This is a genomic window from Micromonospora sp. WMMA1923 (genome assembly GCF_049179195.1).
Classification (GTDB): domain Bacteria; phylum Actinomycetota; class Actinomycetes; order Mycobacteriales; family Micromonosporaceae; genus Micromonospora; species Micromonospora yangpuensis.
Genome location: NZ_JBMHLZ010000001.1, coordinates 2,822,566 through 2,848,190, shown reverse-complemented (window position 1 = coordinate 2,848,190; position 25,625 = coordinate 2,822,566). Strand labels below are relative to the sequence as shown.

Annotated in this window: 23 protein-coding genes and 2 pseudogenes; 7 read left to right on the top strand and 18 right to left on the bottom strand. The window is 75.1% G+C overall.

The features are described 5' to 3' along the window. Positions 1 to 42: 42 nt before the first annotated feature. Positions 43 to 741 carry a tryptophan 2,3-dioxygenase family protein gene (locus ACN28G_RS12870; RefSeq protein ID WP_091439138.1) on the bottom strand — a complete coding sequence of 233 codons (699 nt, stop codon included), beginning with the start codon at positions 739 to 741 and terminating at the stop codon, positions 43 to 45. Positions 742 to 991: 250 nt separating this feature from the next. Between ACN28G_RS12870 and ACN28G_RS12865 the strand changes: the two are divergent. From ACN28G_RS12865 to ACN28G_RS12850, 4 genes and pseudogenes are all read left to right on the top strand, one after another. After that, positions 992 to 1,887, top strand: a pseudogene (locus ACN28G_RS12865) (mechanosensitive ion channel family protein). Continuing rightward, the gene (locus tag ACN28G_RS12860) at positions 1,871 to 2,242 is read left to right on the top strand and encodes a hypothetical protein (protein WP_421479192.1); all 372 of its coding nucleotides are present in this window, start codon (positions 1,871 to 1,873) and stop codon (positions 2,240 to 2,242) included. Before ACN28G_RS12865 ends, ACN28G_RS12860 begins: the two are co-directional and overlap by 17 nt. Positions 2,243 to 2,589: 347 nt before the next feature. After that, positions 2,590 to 3,201 (top strand): response regulator transcription factor, encoded by a 612-nt coding sequence (locus ACN28G_RS12855; RefSeq protein ID WP_091439130.1) that lies wholly within the window; start codon positions 2,590 to 2,592, stop codon positions 3,199 to 3,201. Positions 3,202 to 3,349: 148 nt separating this feature from the next. Beyond that, a complete protein-coding gene (locus ACN28G_RS12850) occupies positions 3,350 to 3,934 on the top strand; it encodes a response regulator transcription factor (protein ID WP_091446584.1) in 585 nt (194 codons plus the stop codon). A 17-nt stretch (positions 3,935 to 3,951) separates the two neighbouring features. Here ACN28G_RS12850 and ACN28G_RS12845 read toward each other — a convergent pair whose 3' ends face one another. The 9 genes from ACN28G_RS12845 to ACN28G_RS12805 all read right to left on the bottom strand — a co-directional run bounded on the left by ACN28G_RS12845 (position 3,952) and on the right by ACN28G_RS12805 (position 12,921). Further along, positions 3,952 to 5,799: an ATP-binding cassette domain-containing protein gene (locus tag ACN28G_RS12845; RefSeq protein WP_421479191.1), complete on the bottom strand. Its 1,848-nt coding sequence runs from the start codon at positions 5,797 to 5,799 to the stop codon at positions 3,952 to 3,954. Continuing rightward, the gene (locus ACN28G_RS12840; protein ID WP_421479190.1) at positions 5,796 to 7,646 is read right to left on the bottom strand and encodes an ABC transporter ATP-binding protein; all 1,851 of its coding nucleotides are present in this window, start codon (positions 7,644 to 7,646) and stop codon (positions 5,796 to 5,798) included. Before ACN28G_RS12840 ends, ACN28G_RS12845 begins: the two co-directional genes overlap by 4 nt. A 69-nt stretch (positions 7,647 to 7,715) precedes the next feature. Further along, a complete protein-coding gene (locus ACN28G_RS12835) occupies positions 7,716 to 7,835 on the bottom strand; it encodes a SapB/AmfS family lanthipeptide (protein ID WP_091439122.1) in 120 nt (39 codons plus the stop codon). A 56-nt stretch (positions 7,836 to 7,891) separates the two neighbouring features. Beyond that, complete coding sequence (locus tag ACN28G_RS12830) at positions 7,892 to 8,011, bottom strand: SapB/AmfS family lanthipeptide (protein WP_091439122.1); 120 nt, start codon at positions 8,009 to 8,011, stop codon at positions 7,892 to 7,894. 50 nt (positions 8,012 to 8,061) lie between these two features. Continuing rightward, complete coding sequence (locus tag ACN28G_RS12825; protein WP_091439120.1) at positions 8,062 to 8,181, bottom strand: SapB/AmfS family lanthipeptide; 120 nt, start codon at positions 8,179 to 8,181, stop codon at positions 8,062 to 8,064. A gap of 6 nt (positions 8,182 to 8,187) precedes the next feature. Next, positions 8,188 to 10,806: a class III lanthionine synthetase LanKC gene (lanKC, locus tag ACN28G_RS12820; protein ID WP_421479189.1), complete on the bottom strand. Its 2,619-nt coding sequence runs from the start codon at positions 10,804 to 10,806 to the stop codon at positions 8,188 to 8,190. A 236-nt stretch (positions 10,807 to 11,042) separates the two neighbouring features. Beyond that, the gene (locus tag ACN28G_RS12815; RefSeq protein ID WP_229688585.1) at positions 11,043 to 11,462 is read right to left on the bottom strand and encodes a YchJ family protein; all 420 of its coding nucleotides are present in this window, start codon (positions 11,460 to 11,462) and stop codon (positions 11,043 to 11,045) included. Between the two features lie 156 nt (positions 11,463 to 11,618). Further along, positions 11,619 to 12,221: a class F sortase gene (locus tag ACN28G_RS12810; RefSeq protein ID WP_421480898.1), complete on the bottom strand. Its 603-nt coding sequence runs from the start codon at positions 12,219 to 12,221 to the stop codon at positions 11,619 to 11,621. A gap of 217 nt (positions 12,222 to 12,438) precedes the next feature. Further along, on the bottom strand, positions 12,439 to 12,921 hold the full coding sequence (locus ACN28G_RS12805) for a hypothetical protein (protein WP_091439114.1): 483 nt from the start codon (positions 12,919 to 12,921) through the stop codon (positions 12,439 to 12,441). Positions 12,922 to 13,132: 211 nt separating this feature from the next. Here ACN28G_RS12805 and ACN28G_RS12800 point away from each other — a divergent pair. Further along, positions 13,133 to 14,306: pseudogene (locus ACN28G_RS12800) on the top strand (lycopene cyclase family protein); the annotation flags it as partial. Positions 14,307 to 14,470: 164 nt separating this feature from the next. Here the strand turns inward: ACN28G_RS12800 and ACN28G_RS12795 are convergent. The 3 genes from ACN28G_RS12795 to ACN28G_RS12785 are packed head-to-tail and all read right to left on the bottom strand — an operon-like array spanning position 14,471 to position 16,541. After that, a complete protein-coding gene (locus ACN28G_RS12795; protein WP_421479188.1) occupies positions 14,471 to 15,124 on the bottom strand; it encodes a TetR/AcrR family transcriptional regulator in 654 nt (217 codons plus the stop codon). Further along, positions 15,061 to 15,717, bottom strand: coding sequence for a hypothetical protein (locus ACN28G_RS12790; RefSeq protein WP_421479187.1), 657 nt, complete (start codon positions 15,715 to 15,717; stop codon positions 15,061 to 15,063). Before ACN28G_RS12790 ends, ACN28G_RS12795 begins: the two co-directional genes overlap by 64 nt. Then, positions 15,714 to 16,541 (bottom strand): hypothetical protein, encoded by an 828-nt coding sequence (locus ACN28G_RS12785; RefSeq protein WP_421480897.1) that lies wholly within the window; start codon positions 16,539 to 16,541, stop codon positions 15,714 to 15,716. Before ACN28G_RS12785 ends, ACN28G_RS12790 begins: the two co-directional genes overlap by 4 nt. A gap of 307 nt (positions 16,542 to 16,848) precedes the next feature. On the opposite strand from ACN28G_RS12785, the gene ACN28G_RS12780 reads away from it, so the two are divergent. Beyond that, positions 16,849 to 18,075, top strand: a complete 1,227-nt coding sequence (locus ACN28G_RS12780) for a cytochrome P450 (protein ID WP_091439102.1) — start codon at positions 16,849 to 16,851, stop codon at positions 18,073 to 18,075. Next, complete coding sequence (locus ACN28G_RS12775; protein ID WP_229688587.1) at positions 18,072 to 18,299, top strand: ferredoxin; 228 nt, start codon at positions 18,072 to 18,074, stop codon at positions 18,297 to 18,299. The genes ACN28G_RS12780 and ACN28G_RS12775 overlap by 4 nt, the downstream gene beginning before the upstream one ends. Positions 18,300 to 18,474: 175 nt before the next feature. Here ACN28G_RS12775 and ACN28G_RS12770 read toward each other — a convergent pair whose 3' ends face one another. The 5 genes from ACN28G_RS12770 to ACN28G_RS12750 form a co-directional block, all read right to left on the bottom strand. Further along, positions 18,475 to 19,311, bottom strand: a complete 837-nt coding sequence (locus tag ACN28G_RS12770) for a pentapeptide repeat-containing protein (protein ID WP_421479186.1) — start codon at positions 19,309 to 19,311, stop codon at positions 18,475 to 18,477. A gap of 98 nt (positions 19,312 to 19,409) precedes the next feature. After that, on the bottom strand, positions 19,410 to 21,767 hold the full coding sequence (locus ACN28G_RS12765) for a tetratricopeptide repeat protein (protein ID WP_091439092.1): 2,358 nt from the start codon (positions 21,765 to 21,767) through the stop codon (positions 19,410 to 19,412). Next, positions 21,764 to 23,515, bottom strand: coding sequence for a hypothetical protein (locus tag ACN28G_RS12760; RefSeq protein WP_421479185.1), 1,752 nt, complete (start codon positions 23,513 to 23,515; stop codon positions 21,764 to 21,766). The genes ACN28G_RS12765 and ACN28G_RS12760 overlap by 4 nt, the downstream gene beginning before the upstream one ends. 38 nt (positions 23,516 to 23,553) lie before the next feature. Then, positions 23,554 to 24,858 (bottom strand): extracellular solute-binding protein, encoded by a 1,305-nt coding sequence (locus tag ACN28G_RS12755; RefSeq protein WP_421479184.1) that lies wholly within the window; start codon positions 24,856 to 24,858, stop codon positions 23,554 to 23,556. Continuing rightward, positions 24,855 to 25,484, bottom strand: coding sequence for an ATP-binding cassette domain-containing protein (locus tag ACN28G_RS12750; RefSeq protein ID WP_175440566.1), 630 nt, complete (start codon positions 25,482 to 25,484; stop codon positions 24,855 to 24,857). Before ACN28G_RS12750 ends, ACN28G_RS12755 begins: the two co-directional genes overlap by 4 nt. Between the last annotated feature and the right edge of the window lie 141 nt (positions 25,485 to 25,625).

Genomic DNA, 25,625 nt, shown 5'->3' with positions numbered 1-25,625 from the left:
TTCCAGTCAGATCGGGACGGTGCGGGTCGAACTCCGGCTGTCTCAATCCGTCCGGGAGGCGCGCTCGACCGTGCTCGGCTGCGGTGGCCACAGCTCCGGGAAGAACCGGTGTTCGACCAGCCGGGCGAGCATCGTCGCCGGGCTGCCCGGGGTGCCGGCGGGGGCGTGACCACCGATGCGCAGGGCGATCTGGTAGTGCCGGGCCCGCCAGTGCGACACCTGCTCGTCCCACGTCCACATGGCCTCGGCCAGCCGGCGGGCGGGGTCCGTCGGATCCGCCTCGCGCAGGGCCGCCGGGGTGACGCGCCGGGCGGCGAGGTGGGCGGCGAAGGACCGGCCGAGCTGCCGGCTGACCGCCTGGAGCCCTCGCCAGCCGGGTGACTCGGCACCGGAGCCGTTGCCCAGCGCGGGCTGCATCGTCTGGAAGTCGGCCGGGCGGAGGTGTTCCAGCATGTCGAGTTGCGCGGTGACCAGCCGGACGCCCAGCGTCGCCCGGACCAGCAGGGCCTCGGCCGCCGCCGGCTGGTCGGCGTCGAGCCGGGTGAGTGCCTCGGTCAGCTCGGCCACGGCGAGCTTCAACCACAGTTCGGTGGACTGGTGCACCACCTGGAAGAGCAACTCGTCGCGGTGCAGCATCTCCGCCGGCCGTCGCTGCAGGTCGAGCAGGGCGTCGGTACGCATGTAGCGCGCGTAGTCCGTGGTGCCGTCGCCCGGCAGCATCGGGCAGTGGTCCCGCTTCACGCAGTGGTCCCTTCGACTCGGCGTCGGCGCGTCGGAGACCGACGGCGTGCCGGCGCGTGGCAGCGGCAATTATGCAGGCCGATGTGCCGATGTGTCACTACCCGATCACCGAAGGTCCCCCGGGGTCGGCGGGGCCCGCGTCGGCAGGCCGGGACCCGCTTCGGGTACGACCCGCCGGGTTTGTCCATCTGCGGCTCGGGGAAGATGGGGTCCCTACTGTCTGCCCCGACCGTGTGGAGGGACCCTTTTCATGTCCGACAACGTCGGCGACGCCGTGGGTGACGCGTTCCGTGCCGTGCTGCTGTTCCTGCCGAAGGCGCTGGCCTTCGTGGCGATCCTGGTCGCCGGCTGGCTGGTCGCCAAGGCCGTTCTGAAGATCGTCGACAAGGTGCTGGAGCGGGTGGGCTTCGACCGGGCCGTCGAACGCGGCGGCATCCGCACCGCACTGGCCAGGTCCAGGTACGACGCCAGCGACATCGTCGCGAAGCTCGCCTACTACGGCGTGCTGCTGCTCACCCTCTACCTGGCCTTCGGCATCTGGGGACCCAACCCCATCTCCGACCTGATCGCCGGCATCATCGGCTGGTTGCCCCGTGCCTTCGTGGCCATCGTCATCATCGTCGTGGCGGCGGCCATCGCCAACGCGGTCAAGGACATCATCAGCAGCGCCCTGGGCGGTCTGTCCTACGGGCGGATGTTGGCCAACGTGGCGTCCTGGTTCATCCTCGGCCTGGGCGTCATCGCCGCGCTCAACCAGATCGGCATCGCCACCACGGTCACCACGCCGGTACTGATCGCGGTGCTCGCCACCGTCGGCGGCATCCTGGTGGTGGGTGTCGGCGGCGGGCTGGTCCGGCCGATGCAGTACCGGTGGGAGGGCTGGCTCAGCCGTGCCGAGCAGGAATCCCGCACCATCGTCTCGCACGCCCGCGCCTACCAGGCCCGGCGGGATGAGGAGGCGGCTCAGGCTCGGCGGGATGAGGAGGCGGCTCAGGTCCGACGGGACGAGGAGGCGGCTCAGGTTCGGCGGGACGAGGAGGCCGCTCAGGCCCGGCGGGACGAGGAGGCCGCTCGGGCCGCCGCGGCCGGCCCGGCTGCTCCGGGCGACTTCGACCCCGACGCCACCGGTGTGATCCCACAGGATGACCCGGAGGCCACCGGCGTGATCCGGCGCGACGACCCCGAGGCCACGACCGTCATTCCCCGGCCCGACCTGGCGGCCACCACCATCATGCGGCGCGACGACCCCGACGCCACCGGCGTGATCCCGCAGGACGACCCGGAGGCGACCGGCGTGATCCGGCGCGACGACCCGGAGGCCACCACGGTCATCCCGCGCGACGACCCGGAGGCCACGGGGGTCATCCGGCGCGACGACCCGGAGGCGACCGGGGTGTTGCCGCGCAGCGATGTGGACGCGACCCGGTTCATCCCCCGGCAGGGCGGCGGCACCGACGGCGAGTCGACCCGGCGCCCGGACGGGGCCGACGAACAACGCTGAGCCCGCCCCGGCGAACCGCACCCGGTTCGGCGCGGAAGTACCCAGGCCGGGGCCGTCGACACCAGTCGGCGGCCCCGGCCGCTGTCGTGTCCGGGCCGACGAGGGGACCCTCCGCTGATCGGGTCCGCGCCCCGCGCCGCCCCACCGCTGCGCCGCCCCACCGCACCGCACTGCCCGCCCGGCCGCACCGGCGGATCGACCGGCGGAAGTTCACTGTCGGGTTGTTTACTCTGTGCTACGCCGATGTTACGTGCCTACGATGTGCGGGCTCCTGACCGGGCGGATCAGGCCGGCCCGCGCTGCGCCCGTCCGGCCACCGTCCGGCTCTTCCCAAGATCGGAGAGCGTGTGACGATCCGGGTGGTCGTGGTGGAGAGCATGGGCCTGTTACGTGGGGCGCTCTGCGCCGCGTTGTCCGGGCAGCCGGACATCGACGTGGCCGCCGAGGCCGCCGCGGTGGCCGACCTGCCCACCGTCGTCCGACGTGAACGGCCGGACGTGGTCGTGGTCGACCTGCCCTCGGACGCGCCACCGGAGACCTTCGAGGCGATCGGCGAGGTCGAACGGGTCGCCCCGGGCACCGCCGTGTTGGCCATGTGCGGCCGGTGGAACCCCAGCGTGCTGCGGGCCGCCGTGGCCGTCGGGGTGCGTGGTTTCCTCGGTAAGGACGGACCGGTCGACGAACTGGTCCGGATGGTCCGGTCGATGGCCGCCGGGGAGCGGGTGATCGACCCGACCGCGGCGGTGGCCGCCCTGAAACCCACAGCCTGCCCGCTGACCAGGCGGGAGTTGGAGGTGCTGCGGACCGTCGCCGAGGGGCTGCCGCTGAAGGAGACCGCAAGACGCCTCTTTCTCGCGCACGGCACCGTACGCAACCATCTCTCCGCGATCCTGCACAAGACCGGCAGCCGCAACCGGTTGGAGGCGATCCGCCGGGCGCAGCGCGACGGCTGGTTGTGACCCAGTCCGGTCGCGGAAGGCGAGCCGGCTTCCGCGAGATTGCGCACTGCTCGACGGGCGGTCCGGGGTCCGTCGTGTTGCAATGGTCACCGACGGTCGCCGGGTGGCGCACGTGTCGCTCCCTACCGGTGCGAGAGGAAAGGCCGCCGTGATACGTACTCTGCTCGCGCTCGACGGTGCCCTGGTGCGGGGCGCTCTGGCGCTCGTTCTCGACGCCCAGCACGACATCAGCGTGGTGGCCGAACTCGACCGGGGCGACCGGGTCTCCTCGGTGCTGCGGGAGCACCGTCCCGACGTCGCCGTGGTCGACCTGGCGCTGCTCGACGGGGACGTCGGCGCGGCGGTGGGGCGGTGCCCGGTGCTGGTGCTCGCCGAGCCCCGGCGCGCCCGCGACCTGTGCGACATGCTCGCCGAGGGACGTACCGTCGGCATCCTCGGCACCGACGTGGCGCCGCAGAGCGTGGTCGACGGGGTCCGTCGGCTGGCCCGGGGCGAGCCGGTGGTCGACGCGAACCTCGTCGTCGCCGCGCTGGACGGGACGAGCCCGCTGACCGACCGGGAGACCGAGATCCTGCGGCTGACCGCGGCCGGGTCGCCGGTCGCCGAGATCGCCGTGAACCTGCGGCTGTCGCCGGGCACGGTCCGCAACAACCTGAGCCGGATCACCCGCCGGTGCCGGGCGCGGACCCGGGTGGAGGCGGTCCGGGTGGCCCAGGAGGCGGGTTGGATCTGATCGACCGAGGTCGTCGCTCACCGCGCCGGTAGTACCGCCTGATCGTCCCAGTAGCCGACCAGTTCCCGGTAGGTCGCCGAGTGGTCCAGCAGTTCCCGGTGCCCACCCAGCTGTGGTGTGCCACCGTCGAGGACCAGCACCCGGTGGGCCCGTAGCGCGGAGCTGATCCGGTGCGCCACCACCAGCAGCGTGCCGTCGCGGGCGGCGAATGCCTCCTCCACCCGTGCCTCGGCGGCCGGGTCCAGGTGGCAGGTGGCCTCGTCGAGGATCACCAGTGCGGCGGGGGCCAGCCAGGCCCGGGCGGCGGCGATCAGCTGCCGCTCACCGGCGGAGAGCCGCGCCGGGTCGACCGGGGCGGCCAGCCCACCGAGCCGGTCGGCCAAGGCCCCGGCGCCGACGGCGTCGAGCGCGGCCCACAGCGCCGCCGCGTCCACCGTCGGTCGGAGGTAGCACAGGTTGTCGGCGAGCGTGCCGGTGAAGACGTACGCCTCCTGCGGCACCAGCACCCGCCGCCCGGCCAGCACCTCCGGTGGGGTGCCCCGCACCGGGCGTCCGGCCAGTTCGACCGTGCCGGCCTCCGGGGTGACCAGGCCGGCCAGCAGGGCGGCCAGGGTGGACTTGCCGACCCCGCTGGGGCCGACCACGGCCAGGTGGTCGCCGGCCGGCAGGGTGAGGGAGAAATCCGAGAGTACGGCCCGAGCCCGGGGCCCGTGCCGGAAGGTGACCCGGCACAGCCGCCCGGCCACCGGCGTGTCCGGGCCGGTACCGACCCGCCCGGGGGCCATCGTCGGTGTGCCGCCGACCGGGGGACCGGTCCAGGTCGGACCGGTGGGCGGGACGCTGGTGCGCAGGATCCGGTCCAACGTCACCACGTACCGCAGCCCGCCGCCGCCCACCCCCTGCACCAGGGCGTGCAGGGCCGGCTGCAGGCCGGTGCTGACGTAGACCAGCGCGCCGAGCACCTCCCCGGGGGTCAACCCCTGGCGGACCAGCCACGGCGCGGCGAAGAGCAGCACCGCCAGGGGCAGCCAACCGCCGAGCCCGAGACTGATGCTGCGGACCGCGGTCATCCGGGCCACGGTCCGCTCGGCGGTGGCCTGTGCGCGTACCCGCCGGTCGACCTCGGCGACCACCCGGTCCTGCGCGCCACAGGCCCAGACGTCGCGGTGCCCGGCCAGGGCGGTGGCCGCCGCCTCGCCGAGCGTCTCACCGGCGCGCACGTACCCGCCCTGGTGGCGGGCCATCGCGGGCAACGCCGCCGCGAACACCGCCAGACCCACCACCAGCGGCACCGCCACCAGGGCAGCCACCACCGGGGCCAGGGCGAGCAGCCCGAGCAGGGCCGCGGTGCCGGAGAACAGGAAGCCGCGTACCACCATCAGCAGGCCGCCGAAGGTGTCCCGGACCAGCTCCACCTGGTGGGTCAGCCGGGTCACCGCCGCGCTGCGTGGCTCCCGGATCACCGCCGCGCTGCGCGGCTCCCGGATCACCGTCGTGCCGGGTGGGTCGGCGGTGGCCGGTGCGGCGGCCCGGGTGGCGTCGTGCAGGGTCGCGGTGACCACCCGGGTCACCAGGTCGTCGCGGAACGGCTCCACCACCGCGCCGAGCCCCCGGTACACCCGGCCGGTGGCCGCCGCGGCGATCAGCACGGCCGTCGCGAGCAGCGCGAGCCAGGCCAGGCCGGTACCGAACCGTCCGGCGAGGAATCCCTGGTCCACCGCGCGGGCCAGCAGGTAGCCGGTCAGCAGGGTCGGCAGCGACTCCAGCACCGACCAGCCGGCCAGCCGGCCGACCGCCGACCGTCGGTCCCGCAGCGCCCGCCAGGTGACCCGGCCCACCCCGGCACCCACCCGGGCGCCGTTCACCGTTTCCCCCCGGTCCCGGCCGGCGTACCCGCCGGGGTGCCGGCAGCGGCCGTCGGGCCGGTGGGTGGGTCGGGAGGCCCGCCCGGTGTCGCCGCGGTCGCATCCGCCGGGCCACGCGGTGTCGCGACCGGGTCGGTGGGGGTGAAGACCGCGCGGTAGGCCGGGTCGGCCCAGAGCCGTCGGTGCGGGCCGACCGCCCGTAGCCGGCCCGCGTCGAGCCAGGCGACCAGGTCCGCCGCCGCCGCGGTGGCGACCCGGTGGGTGACGATCAGGCGGGTACGGTCACCGGCCCGTCCGGCCACCGCGCGGGCGATGCGGTGCTCGGTGGCGGTGTCCAGGCTGGACGTCGCGTCGTCGAGGATGAGCAGCCGCCCGGCGGCCAGCGCCCGGGCCAACCCCAACCGCTGTGCCTCGCCGCCGGACAGCGGCGCGGCCTCGGTGCGGGTCCGGAAGCCGTCGGGCAGCCGGGCGACACAGTCGGCGATGGCGGCGTCCCGGGTCGCCCGCAGCACCGCCGCGCCGGCCGGCGCGGAACCGGCGGGTGGGGCGGCGGATCCGGGCGGCAGCGCCAGGCCGACCGCCTCGTGGATGGTCGCCCCGACCAGCACCGGCCGCTCGAAGGCGTAGCCCACCGCGGTGCGCAGCGCGGCGTGGTCCCACTCGGCCAACGGCACCCCGTCCAGCAGCACCTCGCCCTCGTCGGGGTCGTACAGCCGGCCGGCCACCGCGGCGAGCGTGGACTTGCCGGCCCCGGACGCCCCGACCACCGCCAGCGTGGCGCCGGCCGGCACGTCCAGCTCGACGCCGTCGAGGATCGGTCGTCCGTCGTCGGCACGTACGGTCACCCGGTGCAGCCGCAACGCACCCCGACCCGCCGGCACCGGCCGGTCTCCGTCCGGGGTGGCCGGTCGGGCCAGCAGCTCGGCGACCCGGCCGGCCCCGGCCCGGCTGCGGACCAGCCGGTTGAGCGTGGCCACCACCGCGCCCAGGCCGGCGCCGAGGGCGGCGTACCGGACGGCGGCGACGAGTTCCCCCGGGGTGAGCCAGCCGGCGCTGAGGGCGTACCCGCCGACGGCGATCACGGCCAGGCTGAGCAGGGGCGCGACGGCGGCGGTCCGGGCGCTGGCCCGGGCCAGCGCCTGCCAGCCGTGCCGGCCGTGCCGGGCCAGCTCGGGCAGGGTGGTCAGCACCCGGTCGACCTCCCGGTCGGTGGTGGCCGCGGCGGCGACGGTACGCGCGCCGCCGCTGGCCTCCAGCAGCCGCCCGGCGATCGTGCCCAGGGTCCGCTGGTACGCCCCGACGGCGGCGGAGGCGTCGGCGACGAAGGCCCGCATCAGCACCGCGAGCACCGCGAGCCCGGCCAGCAGGGTCAGCCCCAGCACCGGCTCCAGCAGGGTCAACGCGACCACGCTGCCCACCGGCGGCAGCAGCGACACGACGCCCAGCACCACCGCGTTGCCGGCCTGCCCGGTGTCGGCGGCCTGGGCCACCAGCCGGCCCACCAGGTCACCCACCGGATACCGGCGGACCTGCCGGACGTCGAGTGCGAACAGGTGGCGCAGCAGGCGGACGCGGACCCGTTCGGTGGCCCGCGCAGCCCCGTACCCGGTGGCCAGGTCGCCGACGGTGTCGGTGACGATCAGGAGGGCCACCAGGGCGCAGGCGGCCACCGGCCACCAGCCGCCGTCGCCGCCCAGGGCGGCGTCGACGGCGCGGCCGAGGGTGAGCGGCAGCAGCAACTCGGCGACCGCACCGGCCAGGGCGACCACCGCCAGCCCGAACGTCCAGCCGCCGCCGGCGCGTACCGCCCAGCGCAGCAGCCGGTCGGCTCCGGCGGGTACGTCCATGCTGTCCTCCCACGCACAGCGGCCCCGGGCGGTGTTGCGTCCACCGCCCGGGGCGCCGTGCTGCCGTGATCAGTTGCAGGTGGTGACGGAGAGGGAGCTGTCGCCGCAGAGCAGCAGGCTCGCCTTGCTGCCGTCGCCGGTGCGGTCGGCGGGGGCCATCTCCATGCCCTGGAGGTCGAGGAGCGCCATTCTGGTCACCTCCTTTCGAATCGGTAGGTCACGGTCACCGCGCTGGGGCCGAGAGGTCAGTTGCAGGTGGTGACGGAGAGCGAGCTGTCGCCGCAGAGCAGCAGGCTCGCCTTGCTGCCGTCGCCGGTGCGGTCGGCGGGGGCCATCTCCATGCCCTGGAGGTCGAGAAGCGCCATCGTGGTCACGTCCTTTCGAGAGGTCGAGCAGAAGTGCGGGGGAACGGAGGTCAGTTGCAGGTGGTGACGGAGAGCGAGCTGTCGCCGCAGAGCAGCAGGCTGGCCCGGCTGCCGTCGCCGGTGCGGTCGGCGGGGGCCATCTCCAGGCCCTGGAGGTCGAGAAGCGCCATGTCGTGTCACCTCCCTTCGGTCGTCGGATCGGTCTGGTCGCCCCCGGAACGCCGGGGGAGTCGTGGGGCGCCCGGTGCGGGCGCGAGGAAGGGCAGTCCGGCGGCGGCCTCGCCGTGGGCGGCGGCCACCGCGAGCAGCACACCGGCGGTGCCGGTGGCCAGGTCCATCGAGAGCCGGAGCAGCTGCTCGCCGGGGAACGCGACCCCGTCGGCGTACGGCAGCGCGTGCCAGGCCAGCCGGCGTACCTGGGCCGGCAGCGCATCCGGCTCGTCGCCGGCGGTGCTGGTCGCGGCCAGGTAGGCGATGATGCCGGCCCGGCCGGCGAAGAGCCCGGTCTGGGCGTAGAAGGGCGACCGGGCGGCCCGCCGGATGCCCACCGTGGCGGTCCGGAACTGCTCGTCGTCCTGGTGCCGTAGGTACCGTTCGAGCACCAGACCGATCCCGACGCTGCCCTCGGCGAGGTACGGCATGGTGCGCCAGCCCTCGTTGACCTCCAGCGCCCCGTCCGGGCGGACCACACAGCGGCGCAGGTCCTGGCGCAGCGCGGTGGCCGCGTGTGCCAGCAGCGTCCGGTCTCCGCTGGCCTCGTAGAGCCGCAGCAGCAGCAACGCCGGCCCGGTCCGGCCGCGCAGCAGCCCGGCGTACGGGTTCCGGCCGCCGCTGATCTCGCCGCCCGGGTCGACGGCGACCTGTTCGACGAGGCGCTCGGCGACCCGCCAGGCCTCCTCACGCAGCCGCGTCTCGCCGGTCCGTTCGGCCAGGTGCAGCAGGTTCAGTGCGATCCCGGCCAGCCCGCCGCGCAGGCTGTGGTCGAGGTCCTGCCAGGGTTGGCGCAGGCAGATGTCCAGCACGTCCAGTGCGCCCTGCCGACGCCCCAACCCGTCCAGGGCGTAGGCGACCCCGTGCAGCCCGTCGTAGAAGCCGCACCGGGTGCCGGAGACCGGCGACGTGGCCCGCCGCAGCAGCCACTGCTCGTGCTCCGGCCACTGCCCGGCACCACTGACGGCCAGGGCGTGCAGCACCCCGGCGGCACCGTGGGCGAGGTTGAGGCCACCGCTGCGGAACTGCTCGATGTCGCCGGGGAAGAGTCGCTCGTCGCGTTGCGGGGTGGCGCTGGTCAGGAGCGCCGAGGCCAGGCAAGCCCGCAGCGCGTCCCACCGGTGTGGGCGGTAGTCCGGCGCGGTCATCCCGGTCACCGGCGCGGCGTCCGACGTCGCCGGGCTGCCGGTGATCTCCTGGACCGCCGGGGTGAGCCAGTCCCGGGACACCGGGAAGGCCTCGGCGATCACGTCGGCCAACTGCGCGGCCTTGGTCGTCTCCAGCCGCACGAGCTGGGTCAGCGGCAGGAACAACGCCAGCCGCAGGCAGGCCAGGGCGTACCGGTCGACGGCCGGCCCGGTGCGGTCCCGGGGGGCGGCGAAGCCCTGGTTGCGCAGGCCCGGCCGGCGGTGGCCGTCGATCGGGGCGGCCACCTCGAAGTCGACGAGCGCGACGGTGTCGTCCGGGCGGATCATCACGTTGAACAGGTGCAGGTCGCCGTAGACCAGCCCGCGGGCGTGGATCTCCTCGATCACCGTCTCGACCTGGGCGTGGACGCTGCGGGCCCAGTCGGCGTAGGTGGCCCGGTCCGCGTCGGTGGCGTCCGCGTCGATGAGCGGGTACCGCTCGACGATCTCCTTGTTCAACGCCCGGCCCTCGATGAACTCCAGGGCCAGGAAGTGGTGGTCGCTGAAGACGAACTCGTCGTGCACCCGGGGCACCTGCGGCAGGTCGGCCAGGCGACGCAGGTTGTCCGCCTCGCGGTGCAGCCGGGCCACCGCGTCGGCGCCGTCGGCGTCCAGCCCGGCGTGCGGACGGGCCTCCTTGAGCACCACCTGGGTGTCGCTGCGCAGGTCCCGGCCGACGTAGAGGCCGCCACCGTTGGAGAAGTGGATGACCTTCTCGATCCGGTACGGCAGCTCGTCGGTACGGGAGCCGTTGCGGGCGGCCAGGTGCGGTGCGAGGAAGTCGGGCAGCGTCACCCAGGACGGCACGTGGAACACCGGGTCCCGGCGGTCCGGGACCAGGGTGCCGCTGTCGTCGGCGATCGCGGGCACCACCTGACCCTCGTCGGAGTGGCAGTACCGGGCGGCGAAGCCGCCGTAGCGCACGTACACCGGACCGGCGTGGTAGCGCAGGTCGCTGAGGATGTACGGGCCGTCCTGGCCGGCGAGCAGCTCGTCGAGCTCCTTGCAGGTCAGCTCCAGCTCCGCCTCGTCGCGTGGGTAGACGGTGACGAACTTGCCGCTGGCGCCCCGGGCGGCGTACTTGGAGTTGCGCATCAGCAGGGTGCGCGGTCCACGTAGGAACTTGAACGCCAGGCCCCGGGGGACGCAGTAGTCCCAGACCGCCGCGAGCACCTCGTCGGCGTTGGTCAGGGTGGCCGACACGTGGATCTTCCAGCCCTGCTCGGGCAGCGCTCCGTCGACCGGGGCGTAGATCAGCCAGTCGCCGGTCGGCTCGCTCTGCCAGCCCTCGGGCAGCGGCCGGGTGGCGGTGGGGAAGCCGGGCTGGGTCGTCACGCTGCCGAGCGAGTCGTAGAACAGCGGGTCTGCGGCGCAGTAGCTGTCGTAGCGCTCGTCCACCTGGCACCTCCCCTTCGCTGAGCCGCCGGCCTGTCGTCCCGGCGAAGGAAAGTCTCGTCAATGGGACCGACCACCTCCAGTGCGGTTAGTCATGACAAGCGGGTGCGTGCCGCACGCTAGTTCGTGACAGATGTAACGTTTGGACCGCGCGATCGGCCACCTGTCGCGGTGCGGTCGGTCAGCCTGGCGCAGGCGGTCGGTCAGTCGCCGGGGTCTGGTCGGCGGAGGCGGACGGCTCAGCCGGTCGACGCGTCGAGATACACCCAGCGTCCGTCCTCCCGGACGAACCGGCTGCGCTCGTGCAGCGTGCCGGTGCGGCCGGCCGTGCGGTAGTGGGCCCGGAACTCGACCGTGCCGGTGCTGTCCAGCAGGCCGCCGCGCTCGCGGTCCAGCACCTCCAGCCGCAACCACCGTTGGGCGGGGTCGAGGCTCAGCCCGGTCGGGCGGGTCGAGGAGTGCCAGCTGCGCAGCAGGTGGTCCCGGTGGCCGACGGCGAAGGCACTGAACCGGGAGCGCATCAGTTGCTCGGCGGTGGCGGCGTGCGCCTCACCCCGGTGCAACGGTCGACAGCACCGGCCGTACGTCGTGCCGGAGCCGCACGCGCAGGGCCGGACCGACTCGCCACCCACCGCCCGGTGGGCCCCCCGTTTCGCCACCTGACCATTGTCCCCACCGGTGAACGCCCACCCCACCGGGGGTGCACCGACCGACCCCACCCGCGCTCGGCGCGACCCGCCGGTGACCCGGGCCGCAGTCGGCGGTCCGGGCCGCGCGGTGGCCGCGCCCGCAGTCGGCGGTCCCGGCCGGTGGGTTCAGCCGACCCGGGTGGCGAAGACGACGGTGTTGTCCAGGTAGGCGCGGCGGGCGTCGTCGAAGCGGCCGCCGCAGGTGAGCAGCCGCAGCCGGGCGGTGCCGTCGCCGCCGTAGACCAGCGCGCTGGGAAACTGCTCCTTCGGGTACGACGCGACACCGTCCACGGTGAAGCGGGCGCTGCGCCCGTCGGCACGGGCCACCTCGACGGTGTCGCCCGGCCGGAGCTGACCGAGTCGGAAGAAGACCGCCGGGCCGGTCTGTCGGGAGTCGACGTGACCGACCAGCACCGCGTTGCCCGGCTCGCCGGGACTGACCCCGAGCCGGTACCAGCCGGCCACCGTCGGCCGGTCCAGCGGGGGTACCTCCAACTGCCCGGCGGCGTCGGCGGCCACCGGAACCACCTGTGCGCGTACCCCGATCGCCGGGATGGTCACCCGGACCGGGGTGGCCCGGGGCAGTGCCGGCACGGCCGGTCCCGGCCGGTCGAGGGCCGGACCCGCCGGGCGGGCCGCCTCGGACGGCCCGGGTGGTCGGGTCGGTGCCAGGGTCAGGCCGGCGACGAGCAGTGCCACGCCGAGCACCCCGGCCAGCCCGAGCGCCAGCGGTCCCCAGTCGACCGGCTGCCCCGGGCGCCGGCCGGTCCCGGTGCGGTCGGCCGACCCGGTCGGTTCCGGAGGCCGGGCCCCGGGCGGGGGAGCGCAGCCGCTCACGGCTCACCTCCGTACGCGTCGACGGGTGCCCGCCCCGGCGAACCGGGACGGGCACCCGCGTCAGGGATGGGTCGGACTGCCCGGGCTCAGGTCGGCCCGGATGCGGGGCTCAGGCCGGTGTGGTGCGCTGCCGCCGGCGGCGGACCAGCAGCACCGTGCCGCCGGTCGCCGCCGCCACCAGCACCCCGCCCGCCGCGATCAGCTCCGGCGCGCCGCCACCGCCACCGTCTCCGGCCGGGGCGCCCCCGATCGGGGTGACGGTGAAGGTCGCGCTGCCTGCGTCGCTGCCGTCGCCGCAGGTGGAGGTGACCGTGTAGCTGCCCAGGGTGAAGCCGGCGGTGAAGAGTTCCGCGCTCAGGCCGCCGCCGGCGGCGGCCGTGGTGGAGCGGACGTTCTGGTCCCGGTCCGGGCCGGTGACCCGGAAGATCGCGTCGCCGCTCTTGGGATTGCAGGAGCTGGTCAGCACGACCGTCCCGCCTACCGGTGTGGTCGCCGGTGACACGGTGGTGTCGGCGAGCGCGGCGGCCGGGAGGAGCACCGTGCCGAGTCCCACGCCGAGCGCCGCCGCTACGGGTAGTGTCTTCGTCTTCATACGCGTGTTCCCTCACTTTTCGTCCGCTGACTGCGTGGGACGTCGTTCGGGTGGCCAACTCCGTGACGAGCACCGGTGTGCCCAACACTAGGGCGGTCGGGTCCTCCATCCGGTGAAAATGAGAAATCTTCGTTGCCGTCCCGTGTTCACCCCGGCACGTCCCGGTACGCCGCCGCCGGCATCGGGCGGGCGGTGTGGCAGCCTCAGGAAGGTGAGCGTCACCTCTGTCCCGGACGTCGACCTCGCCCTGGTGGGCGGGGGCGGTGCGGCGTCGCTCGTGCTGGCCGCCCTGGACCGCCACCGGGTCCGCGGCCTGCGGGTGGCCGTGGTCGACCCGGTGCACAAGCGTGGCCAGGACCGCACCTGGGCCTTCTGGGGCACCCCCGACGACGACCTGGACCCACTGCTCAGCGCGAGCTGGGACCGGGTCGAGGTGACCACCCCGGCCGGCCGCCGGCTGCTCGACCTCACCCCGCTGCGGTACGCGATGCTGCGCTCCGCCCCGCTCTACGCCCGCGCCGCCGAGGCCGAGCGGCGGCTGGCGGCCATCCGCATCGGCGCGGCCGTCGGCCGGCTCGACGACGACGGGCAGCGGGTACGGGTGAACGCCCCCGACGGGCAGCCGCTGCTGCGGGCCCGGTGGGTGCTGGACTCCCGTCCCCGCCCACCGGAGCGCGCCGGCCGGACCACCTGGCTGCAGCACTTCCGGGGCTGGTGGGTGGAGGCCGCCACGCCGGTCTTCGACCCCGACCGGGCGGTCCTGATGGATTTCCGCACCCGGCAACCGGCCCGGGGTGTCTCCTTCGGCTACGTGCTGCCGGTCGACAGCCGGTACGCCCTGATCGAGTACACCGAGTTCACCCCGGGCCTGCTCACCTCCGAGGCCTACGACCGGGCGCTGGCCGGGTACCGCGACCTGCTCGGGCTCGACCCGGCGACGCTGCGGGTGCGGGAGGTGGAGAACGGGGTGATCCCGATGACCGACGGCACCTTCGTGGCCCGTCCCTCACCCCGGGTGGTCCGCCTCGGCACCGCCGGTGGCGCCACCCGGGGCTCCACCGGTTTCACCTTCTCCGCCATGCACCGCCAGGCCGAGCAGGTCGCCCGGGCCGTGGCCGCCGGCGGTCCACCGGTGCCCGCGCCCGCGTACCCGCGTCGGCACCGGTGGATGGACGCGGTCGCGCTGCGGGCCCTGGACGCCGGGACGGTCGGCGGGCCGGACTTCTTCGCCCGGCTCTTCGCCCGTAACCCGGCCGAGCGGGTGCTGCGGTTCCTCGACGGCACCAGCACCCCCGCCGAGGAGCTGGCGGTGATGAGCACGACCAGGCTGTTGCCGATGGTCACCGCGACGGCCGGTGACGCCGCCGCCCGCCTGACGGCCCGGCTGCGCCCGGCCGTGCCGGCGGCGCCGGTGCCCGCGGCGGTCACCGCCGGCGTGGCACCCGACGTACGGCCCGGCTCAGACGTGCGGCCCGGCTCAGACGTACGGCCCGGCCCAGACGCACGGCCCGGCCCAGACGTACGGCCCGGCCCAGACGCACGGCCCGGTTCACCGGACGGGCCGGCCCGGGCCACTCCGGCGCGCGGTGCGGCTGATCCGGGCGCGCACCGCCCGGCGGGCCACCGGGCCGAGGTCGTCGACAGCCTCGACCAGCACGGCCAGCTGCTCCAGGGCCCCGACCGCCCGGGTCGCGCCGACGGCGTCGACCCCCTCGTAGAGCTCCAGGCCGACGAAGCCGGCGGCGACCGCGCGGGCCAGCCCGGGGATGTCGGCCACCTCGGCCAACGGTGAGCCGGCCAGCAGCCGGACCAGCACCGGCTCGATCTCGTCCACCCACAGTTGCAGGGCCTCGGCGGTGGGCGCGGCCAGCCGGGGCTCGCTCTGCGCCCCGGCGAGCAGTTGGGCGAGCACCGAGACGTTGCCCAGCTCGCGTTCCGCCACGTGCAGGGCCTGCCCGACCGCCAGCAGCTCACGCAGCGAGCCCACCTCGGTGAACCGCTGCGCGTACCGGGCCACCCGCTGCGCGGTGCCGGCCCGGCAGGCCGCGCCGAGCAGCTCGTCGACGGTGCCGAAGTGGTAGAAGACCAGCGCCTGGTTCACCCCGGCCGCCGCGGCGATGGTCCGGGCGGAGATGCCGGCTATCCCGTGTTCGCGCAGCGCGGTGAGGGTGCCGTCGAGCAGTCGCTGCTTGGTGTCGGACATGGGTCTCCTCGGACGCGCGCCGGATGGGGCGGTGCGATCATCGCATCGGTCACCAGCTGCGCCAGCCAGGCCGGGCCGGGCGGCCGCAGCAGCCAGCCGAGGTAGGCCCAGCCCCGCTGGAGATGGTCGAGTCCGTGGGCGACGGCGACCACCCCCCGTCCGATGTGGCCGTCGCCGCCCACGTACTCCGCCCGCCACAGCACTTGCCGGTGCCGGGCCGCCGGCCGCAGGCGCAGGCCGGTAGGTCGCCGGCAAAGCAGGAACCGGCCGGTCCGGGCGCACGGCCCGCAGCCGGCGTCCAGCCAGAGCCGGGCCGGCGGGTTACCCGGGTACGGCCGCCACCGGGGCCACCAGGGGCGCACCGCCCGCCGGTAGGCGCGCCACGACGTCCCGTACCGACGGTCGAGGTGATCGTGCCCGTGCGGGTCGGCGACCGCCGCGCCGACCGCCACGGCCAGCACCGCCGCCGCGGCCAACGCCCAACTGCCGGTCACCGCGAGCAGCGCCCCGGCGCGTCCGGCGCGGGAGGAGTCCGCCCGCGCCGCGGCGAGCAGCGCCGGCACCACCAGCCAGAGGTAGCGGAGCAGGATCACGGCAGGGCCAGCATGTCCAGCAGGTGGCCGACGCCCCGGTGCATCAGGGCGTCCTGGAGCGGCCCGAAGTACCACGACGGGTCGAGTCCGCGCCGGTAGGCGACGGTCACGCGGACCTCGGTCTGTGCCGGGTCGACGGCCCGCCAGCTCAGGTCGGCCCGCTGCCAGTCGAGCCAGCGCCCGGTGATCGAGCTGTTGGTCACGAACCGGAAGCCGACCCGGCCCGGCCCGCTCCGGTCGACCTCGGCCAGCAGGTGTCCGCCGGGGCCGTGCGCCGAGCCGTGGTACGCGAACAGCCAGCGGTCGCCGTCGGCCAGCCCGTCCCCGGAGACCTGCTGCGGCATGGGCACCCGCAGCAGCCGCAGTGGCAGTGACCGGACCGGCACCGGACGGGGACCGGCGGCCAGCCGGGCGGCGACCTCGTCGGCCGGCAACGCGACCACCCGCGCCACCTCGACCCGCTGATCCGGGGTGACCCGCCAACCCGTACCGGTGCCCTCGGTCGCGGTTACCAGCAGCAGCGGCAGCAGCACCAGCACGTGGGCCGATGAGTGGCGCCGGACGGCGTGGATCAGAGCGGTCGTGCCGTGCACCACCAGATACACCAGCGGGGCGGCGAGCAGTACGCAGATCGCGCCCTCGTGCAGCAGCACCGCGGCGAGCAGCAGGGCGACCGTGGTCAGCCCGAAGACCCGACCGTGCCCGGTCCGACCGGGCACGAGCGCCAGCGCCACCGCGAGGGTCACCGGCAGGCCGACGAAGAGCACGGCGCTGTCGGCCCGTCCGGTGTGGACGGTGACGAAGAACGAGAGCACGCCGACCATGCCGATGAGACCGGCCAGGATCCAGTTGGCGGCCGTCCGGGGTGGCCGGGAGTCGTCGGTGTCGGCCGCCGGGCCCGGGGCGAACAAGGCCCAGTCCAGGTCTTTCGGGGCGTCGTCGGAATTCGAGGTGAGATCGTCTCCGTGGCTACCGTCCACTGCGGCCTCCCTGGGTTGAGCGGATGCTCAAATCGGAGCGTAGTCGCTTTTGAGCGATCGCTCAAGTGGTCGGGTCTTGTGTAGATGTGTGCCGATGGGTAACGTTTCGCAACGACATGAATACGAGGAGTCGCTGCGGGAGGTGCCCCCGATGACCCGTTCCGTCGAGGCTGAATTGCCCGTGTGGCCGCCGGTGAACGCCGCCCGCGGCCCCTTCGCCCTGCTGGCCGAGGACGAGCAGGAGCGCTACGCCGCCCCGGTGACCCGGGTCCGGCTGCCCACCGGGGCCACCGCCTGGCTGGTCAGCCGGCACGCCGACGTGCGTCGCCTGCTGCGCCACCCGGCCTTCAGTTCCGACCTCACCCGGCCCGGCTTCCCCCTGCTGCGTCCCCTGCCGCCGCAGACCGCCGAGGACGGCAAGGGCTCGTTCATCCGGATGGACGGCGCCGAGCACAGTCGACTGAGGCGGATGCTCACCGCCGAGTTCATGATCAAGAATGTCCGGCGGATCGAGCCGCTGATCACGCAGACCGTCGACCGTTGCCTGGACGACCTCGCCGCCGTCGGTCCACCGGCCGACCTGGTGTCGACGTTCGCCCTGCCGCTGCCGTCGATGGTGATCTGCCACCTGCTCGGCGTGCCCTACGCCGACCACGACTTCTTCCAGGCCCACAGCCGCACCCTGCTCAGCCGCAACGAGCCGATGGAGCGGGTGCAGGCCGCCGTCCGGGAGCTGCAGAGCTACCTGCGGCAGTTGGCCCAGGAGCGGTTGGCCCACCCCGACGCCGCCGCCGACGACCTGCTCAGCCGCCTGGTCCGGGAACGGGTCGAGCCGGGGGAGTTGGAGCTCGACGAGCTGGTCGGCATGGCGCTGCTGCTGCTCATCGCCGGCCACGAGACGACCGCCAACATGCTCGGGTTGAGCGTCCTGCTGCTGACCCGGCGACCCGACCAGTTCGCCCTGCTGCGCGACGAGCCCGAACGCGTCGCCGATCTGGTCGAGGAGCTGCTGCGCTACCTCAGCATCGTGCGCACCGGACTGGCCCGGGTGGCCACCGAGGACGTGGAGATCGGTGGGCAGCTGATCCGAGCCGGTGAGGGGGTCATCGTGTTGATCGCCCTGGCCAACCGGGACACCGAGGTCTTCGACGACGCCGAGGGGTTCGACCCGTACCGCCAGGCACACCAGCATCTGGCCTTCGGCTTCGGTGTGCACCAGTGCATCGGTCAGCCGCTGGCCCGCGCCGAGCTGCGGCTGGCCCTGGTGGGGCTGGCCCGGCGCTTCCCCGACCTGCGGGTGACCGCCGAGCCGGAACAACTGCCGATCCGGGACAACGCGGTGGTATTCGGCCTCGACGTGCTTCCGGTCAGCTGGTGAGCGCCGACCGGCCGGCCCCGCCGGAGACGACGGTGCGCCTGCGGGTGGACCGGGACGTCTGCTGCGGCTCCGGCAACTGCGTGCTCACCGCCCCGGAGGTCTTCGAACAGGACGACACCGACGGTCTGGTGCTGCTGCGGGTGGCCGAGCCGGCACCGCAGAGCGTCGAGCGGGTCCGTCGCGCCGTCGACCTCTGCCCGGCCGGCGCGATCCACCTGGACTGAGTCCGCCGGTCCGTGGTGCCACCCGATCGGGGCCACGGACCGGCGGGACGCCGGGCGTCAGGTCTGTTCCTCCAGCATCGGGTCCTCGGTGCCGGAGACCGCCGCCACGTCGTACCCGGCCCGGCTGGTCTCCCGCGTGGGCCGGGCCTGCTCGGCCGGCAGGTCGGCGAAGTCGTCACCGGGTGGCGCGGCGGGTCGGGGTGAGCGGCAGCGCTGACCAGTGTGCGGGCCGGGACAGCGACGCCGGCAGCCGGGTGCGCAGGTCACCCCGGGCCGCGTCGAGCTGGGAGCGGTGCAGGAAGAGCGTGCGCCGCAGGTCCGCCCCGCGCAGGTCGGCGCCGCGCAGGTCGGCCCCGGTGACGTCGGCCCGGGTGAGGTCAACGCCGCGCAGGTCCGCCCCGACCAGCACCGCGCCCCGCAGGTTGGCCCCGACCAGGCGTACCCGGCGCAGGTCGACCCCGACCAGCTGCGCGCCGCGCCGGTCGGCCCCGCCGCGACCACGCAGCAGTTCGCTGGCGCGCGACAGCAGCACGTTGACCGTGGCCCGGTGGGCGTCGACGTCCAGCGCCAGCAGCTCCGCCGGGCTCGCGTCGGTGTGCCGGAGGGTCTCCGCCACCGCGCGCCGCAGTTGGCCGCGTAGCGGCTCGGTCGGGCCCAGCGCCACCGCCTCGGTCAGGTACCACAGCAGCTCGTGCAGGTGCCGCTGCACGGCGAAGGTGTCGAACATCTGCGCCGCCGACCGCGGCTGGTCGCGCCAGCTCCGCCCACCGTAGGTGACCTGGGAGACCTGCTGGCCGGCGCCGAAGCAGTCGAAGACCGTGCACCCGGCGAAGCCCCGGTCACGCAGCTGCCCGTGGATGCCGCACCGGAAGTCACCGGCCAGGTGGGCACAGGGCCGCCCGGCCGGCTTGTCCAGGGCGAAGTCGGCCGAGGCGGCGAAGGCCGGTGCGACGCAGCAGAGCGCGAAGCACCGGGAACAGTCCGCCCGCAACTGGCGGGGGGTCTCCGACACGTGGGACGGCCTCCTCGTGCTCGTCGGGGTCCGGGGCGGGTGCCCCTGCCGGGGCGGCTCCCGCACTCAGGGCCGATCCCTCAGCCGGGTCGACTCCCTCAGCGGGACGCGGGGCCACCCTCGCCGATCAACCGGGCGTCCGCCGCCGCCTGGCCGGCCGGGTCACCGACCTCCTCGCCGAGGTCCGCCGCGTCGGTCCACCGCCGGCGGGCCTCGGTGTGGTCGCCCAGCGCCGCCGCCGCGTCGCCCAGATAGAGCAGGGTACGCCCCAGCCCCGCCGTCGGGCGTCGCGAGTCCCGCAGCCGGTGGCTCTCGGCCAGCAGCTCGTACGCCTCCCGCGCCTGCCCGGGGACGCTGGTCAGCAGGGTCGCGCCGGCGTTGAGCAGCGCGGTGGCGCGGGTGGCGGGGTCGGCCACCGACTCGTACTCCCGCAGCGCCGCCTGCCCGGCCTGCGCGGCGTCGAGGTGCTCACCGAGACCGGCGTGCACCAGCACCAGGTTGGTCAGGGCCGCCGCGTAGCCCCGGGCGTCGCCGAGCAGCCTGAACGTGTTGGCCGCCCGGACCAGGTGCCGGTGGGCGGTCTCCAGCTCGCCCCGGGCCAGCCGGGCCGCGCCCAGCCCCAGGTCGGTCAGGGCGATCCCGGCCCGGTCGGCGGCGGAGCGGTGCCGGCGGGACAACTCCAGGTGCTCCACCGCGTCGTCGACCTGCCCGAGGTCCAGCAGGGCCAGACCGAGGTTCATCCGGGCCTGCGCGGTGCCCCGCCGACCACGTTCGGCGACCGCCAGGGTGAGCGCCGCCGCCGCACCCTGCGGGTCGTGCCGCCGGCGTCGGAGCACCCCCAGCTCGTTGTGCGCCCAGCCGGCGATCTCCGGCCGGTCGCCGGCGGTCGGCATGTCCAGCACGATCCGGCACACCTCGGCCCACTCGTCGAGCCGGTCGGCGTGGGCCAGCCAGCCGCAGAGCGCCACCGCCAGCCGGAACCACCACCGGCGGATCCGTCGGGGCAGCGTCTCGGCCGCTCCGGCCGGCACCTTGACCACCGCGAGCAGCAGGTCCTGGTGCAGGTCGAACCAGCCCGCCGGGTCGTCCTCCAGCGGCAGCGACCGCCCCCGGTTCAGCAGCGAGACGGTGACCGCCAGGTTCGCCGCGTGCCGTTCGGCCCGTCGGGCCAGGTGCCGGGTCAGCCGGGCCTGCGCGGCGACCCGCGCGGCGACCGGCTCGGCCTCGCGCAGGTGCAGTCGGGCGTACGGGGCCAGCAGCGGACGCACCTCGTACCGGTCACCGGCGGCACCGACCACGAACGCCGCCGCGGCCAGCTCGTCGAGGAGCGTGGCCACGTCGGTCCAGCGTCGTCCGGCCAGGGCCGCGAGCGTCGGCCGGTCCAACGGCACCGGGCTGAGCGACATCAGCCGGTACAGTCGCCGGGCCCGCGCCGACAGCGCGTGGTAGGCGGTGTCCCGGTCGGTGACCAACCGGGCCGCCGGGGAGACCGGTACCCGCTGGTGCGGCGCGGTCTCGACCGCCCGGCGCAGGGTGTCCCGCACGTCGGAGTAGCGCCAACCGTGCTGGGCGGTCCGGTAGCCCAGGGCCCGGACGGTGCGCGGTTGCCGCCCGCACACCTCGACGATCTCGCGTACCGCCGGGTCGGTGCGCGGGTCGGGCCGGTGGACCCGGGGCGTCGGCGCGGTGCCACCGGCGGCGGCGAACAGCTCCACCGCGTCGGCGGTGTCCGGCTCGGCGAGCCAGTACGCCACCAGCCCCTCCAGCGAGGCCAGCGCCGGACCACCGGCGAGCAGCAGCCGACACGTCCTGGCGGCCGGGGGAAGCAGCGGGCGTACCTGCGCCGCCCGGTCCACGTTGTCCAGTACCAGCAGGATCTGCCGGCCGTCGAGCTGCCGGCGCAACTCGTCGGCGGCCTCGTCCAGATCGTCGGCCCGACCCGACGCCGGTGGCGTGGTGCCCAGGATGCGGGCCAGCGCGGTGAGCACCTCCCGGGCCGAGCGGGGCCGCCCGCCCCGGCGCAGGTCCACGTAGTAGTGGCCGTCGGGGAACCGGTCCCGGCACAGGTTGGCCGCCTGCACGGCGCAGGACGAGGTGCCCGCCGCCCGCCGCCCGACCACGGCCACCGCGTGCTCGCGTAGCAGTGCCGCCACGATGGCCCCGGTCTGCTCGGCCCGGCCGGTGAAGCCGGCCGGATAGGGCAGGGAGGGCGCGCCGGTGGCCGGCGTGACCAGGTCCGTCGGCTCGGCGGCCGGCTCCCGCTCGACCCGCCGCCGGCGGATCTCGACCACCACGGAGGCGACCGCACCGACCACCGCCAGCACGATGCTGGCCGGCCCGAGCATCGTGTCGGCCAGCCCGGCGAGCAGGTTGCTGGCCACGTTGCCCAGCACCCCGCCGACCAGGGTGAGGACCGCCACCGCAGCCGGCCAGCGGGGCGTCCGGGGACCGGTCACCGCACACCACCGGCGACCAGGCCCACGACGAGCTGCCGACGGGCCAGCACGACCAGCACCACCGGCAGGATCGAGGCGAGCACCGAGCCGGCCGTCAACACGCCGCTGTTGGCCACGAAGTGCCGGGTCTGGCCGTGCAGGAACAACCCCAGCGGTGCGGCGTCGGCGCCGCTGAACAGCAACCCGACCACCAGGTCGTTCCACACCTGGACGAACTCCAGCACACAGACCGCGACCACCGCCGGCCGGTTGTGCCGGGCCAACCGCGCCACCGTGCCCCACCAGTGCCGACCACCGAGCCGGGCGTCGCGGACCTGGTCGGCCGGCAGGTCGGCGAAGGCGTTGCGCAGCACCAACACCGCGAAGGGCAGACCCAACGCGATGTGCACCAGGGCCAGGCCTCGGGCGGTGCCGGAGGAGAGGACCGCGCCGAGGACCTCGTTGACCGGGCCGGCGACCACCTGCACCGGGACCACCACCGCGGCCATCAGCAGCAACCCGGTGAACTGGGCGGCCGGCCCGGTCAACCAGGCCAACGGGTACGCCGCCAGCAGCGCCACCCCGAGCACCGTCGCGGTCACCACGGTCGCGAGGGCCAGGGTGAACAGCAGGCTGTGCCACAGTTCCGCGCCGGACAGCACGGTGGCGTAGGAGTCCACGCTCGGCGGGGCGGACCACCATCCCGCCGCGGCGTCGACCGGGGCGTGCAGGGACGTCACGACCAGCGTCGCCAACGGCACCAACCAGACGATCGCGGCGCCCGCGGCGACCAGGCGGGGTAACCGGCGCGCCGGTGCCGGCGGCGGATCGTCCGGCGGCGGGTCGACGTGCCGGGGCGGGGGCCAGGCCTGCCGGACGAAGAGCGCGGCCACCAGCATCCCGACGGCCACGGCCGCCAGCCAGATCACCCCGAGCGCGGCTCCCTCGCCGGTGGTGGTGCCGCCGGAGGTCTGCCAGACCCGCACCGCGAGCACCGCGGCGTCGTCGCGCACCGATCCGGGCACCATGATCAGGATCAGGTCGAAGGTGCGGCTGGTGCCGAGCGCCACCAGGGCGAAGACCACCGCCACGGTACGCAGCAGCAACGGCCGCCACTGCGCGTCCCAGAACACGTCGCGCCGGCTGCCGCCGTAGGCCCGGACGGCGTCGGCCAGACTGGGCGGTACCGCGTCCAGCGCGGCCCGGAACACCACCACCGCCAGGCCCACCCAGGCCCAGACGAACGCCGACATCAGGGCCACCGTCACCAGGCGGGGACCGAGCAGCAGCGGCGTCGTCTCCACCGACGCCCCGGTCAGTCGCGCGGCGAGCGAGGTGGCCAGTCCCCGGGTCGGGTCCGGGTCGTACATCAGCCGGAACGTCACCCCGGTGACCACCAGCGGGACACCGATCGGCAGCACCAGGATGAGCCGGACCAGTCGACCCGTGGCGGAACGGCCGGTCGCGGTGGCCAGCAGGTAACCCAGCGCGGTCACCACGGCGGGCACCACCAGGGCCCAGAGCAGCGTGCGACCCACCACCGCCGGAGTGCCCGGCCCGGCCCAGGCCGTCCGGAAGTGGTCGGCGCCGACCCAGCGACCGTCGGTGGTGACGCTGGCGTGCAACGTCCGCAGCACCGGCCAGAGCAGCAGCCCGCCCAGCAGCAGGCCCGCCGGCAGCAGCAGCGCCGAGGTGGCACCCGCCGCCGGGTACGCCCGGCCACGGCGTGGGGGACCCACGTCGTCGAGGACGGCGATCTCCCCGAGCACCGGGGGACGGGTCCCCGGCGCGGCTGGCCTGCCGGGTGTCACCGCGCTGGCCCCGTCGCGCGGGCCGCCACGGCGAGCTGGCCGGTGGCCCGGCGGATCGCCTCGTCGGCGCGGATCCCGGTGGTGACGTCGGCGAAGAAGTCCTGCATGATCCGCCAGATGCCGACGCTGTCGGAACCGGTGAACGGGCCCGGCAGCTGGTCGGACAGGTCGAAGCGCGGGCTGGTCGCCGTCCGCAGCTGCTCGGCGAGCAGCTGCGTCTTCTGGTCGGGGTAGTCCTGGGTCGGCACGTTGACGTCCGGGGACAGGTAGCCGCCGGCACTGCGCCAGCGCTGGAACGACGACCGTCGGGTGAACCAGCGCACCAGGTCGGCCCCGGGGCCGGAGCCGGTGAAAGCGACGGCGACGTCCCCGCCGACCAGCAACGGCGCGGCGAGGGCCCAGGCGCCGGGGAACCGGAACGTCGCTGGCTCCTCGGTGCCGCGGCGGAACCGCTGCGCCACGCCGCCGGCGAAGTCCGCGCCGTAGACCAGCACCGCGCGGCGTCGGTGCACCACCTCGATCACCGACTCCTGGAACTGGGTGAGCAGGGCCCGCCGTCCGCCGCCGGGGAAGGCACCGGGGATGCTCCAGATCTCGGCGAGCCGGTCCAGCGCGTCCCGTACCGGCTTGCCTGCCCAGTCGGCCTCGCCCCGGGCCAGGGCGTCGTACTCCCGGGGGGCGGTCACGTCGGCCAGGACGTTCTCGAACCAGTCGGTGAGCACCCAACCGTCGGCGGCGCCGACGGCCAACGGCGCGGGACCCGCGCCCGACCTGGCCAGCGTCCCCAGTTGCCGGCTGCGGGCGACCAACGCGTCCCAGGTGGTCGGGGGTTCGCTGGCCAGCACCGACGGGTAGTGCCAGAACAGCGACTTGTGGGCCGCCTTCACCCAGACCCCGTAGCGCCGGCCGTCGGGGGAGAGCAGATCGGTCAGCCCGCGCGGGGCCCGGTACCCGACGTCCGGGGTCACCTCGGCCAGCCAGCCGCGCCGGGCGTACTCGGTGACCAGGCCCGGGCGGGGCAGGATCGCCACGTCCGGGCTGGTGCCGGCGAGATAGCGGGCATTGAGAAACGCGTCGATGTCGTCGCCGGCGCTGGTCACCTGGGTCGGCAGCCCGGTGGCGGTGGTGTAGTCGGCCAGCACCGACTGGAACCGGGCCAGCTCGTCGGCGCTCCACACCACGGCCACCCGGACCGGCCGGGCCCCGCCCCGGCAGCCGGTGAGCCCGACGGCGGTCGGGACCGAGGCCGCCGTGGCGGCGCGCAGCAGCGTGCGGCGGCGCACCGGCCCGGCCCGGTTCACCGGCCGGTCACCCCGGGCCGGTCGACCGGTCCGACCGAGACCAGGCGGCCGATCCCGGCGAGCACGCTCGGGTCGCCGGAGCAGACCAGCACGGCACTGCCGGCCGCTCCCGGCGGGGCGAGCCGGGGCAGCACGTCGGTGAGGCGTCCGATGCCGTCGTCGCCGGTGGGCAGGTCGATGACCAGCACCTCCGGCAGGCAGGCCGCCGCGCGGGCCAGGGCGACCCGGAACCGCTGGGCGTCGGAGAGCAGGTGTGGTCGCAGGTCCAACGTCGGGGAGAGCTCCAGCCGCTCGACGACGGTACGCACCCAGTCGTCGGCCACCGCGTGCACCCGCTCCCGCCGGCGTTGGCCGTACTCGATGTTGCGGCGCACGGTGAGCTGCGGCAACAGGGCGCCACCGGCGGGGACGTACCCGATCTGCCGGCGGGCCGGCGGCAGGTCGGTGACGTCCCGGTCGCCGACCCGGATCCGGCCGGCACACGGCGCGGCCAGGCCGGTCACCACCCGGGCCAGCGCGGTGCCCGCCCAGCCGGGCGCGGTCACGGCGGCGATCTCACCGGCGGCCACGTCCAGGCTCAGCGGGCCGGTGTCGGGCACGGCGACGAGCTCGCACAGCTGCAACATGGCCGCCACCTCCCCAGGTCGGCACCGTCGGTCACCAGGGTGGCACACGCCGGCGATCGTCGATGTCCGGAAGTCGTCTGCAACCTCACGCCGGTAACCCGACCGACCCGCCCGCGTTGACGCGTCGTCACCGCGCTGGAT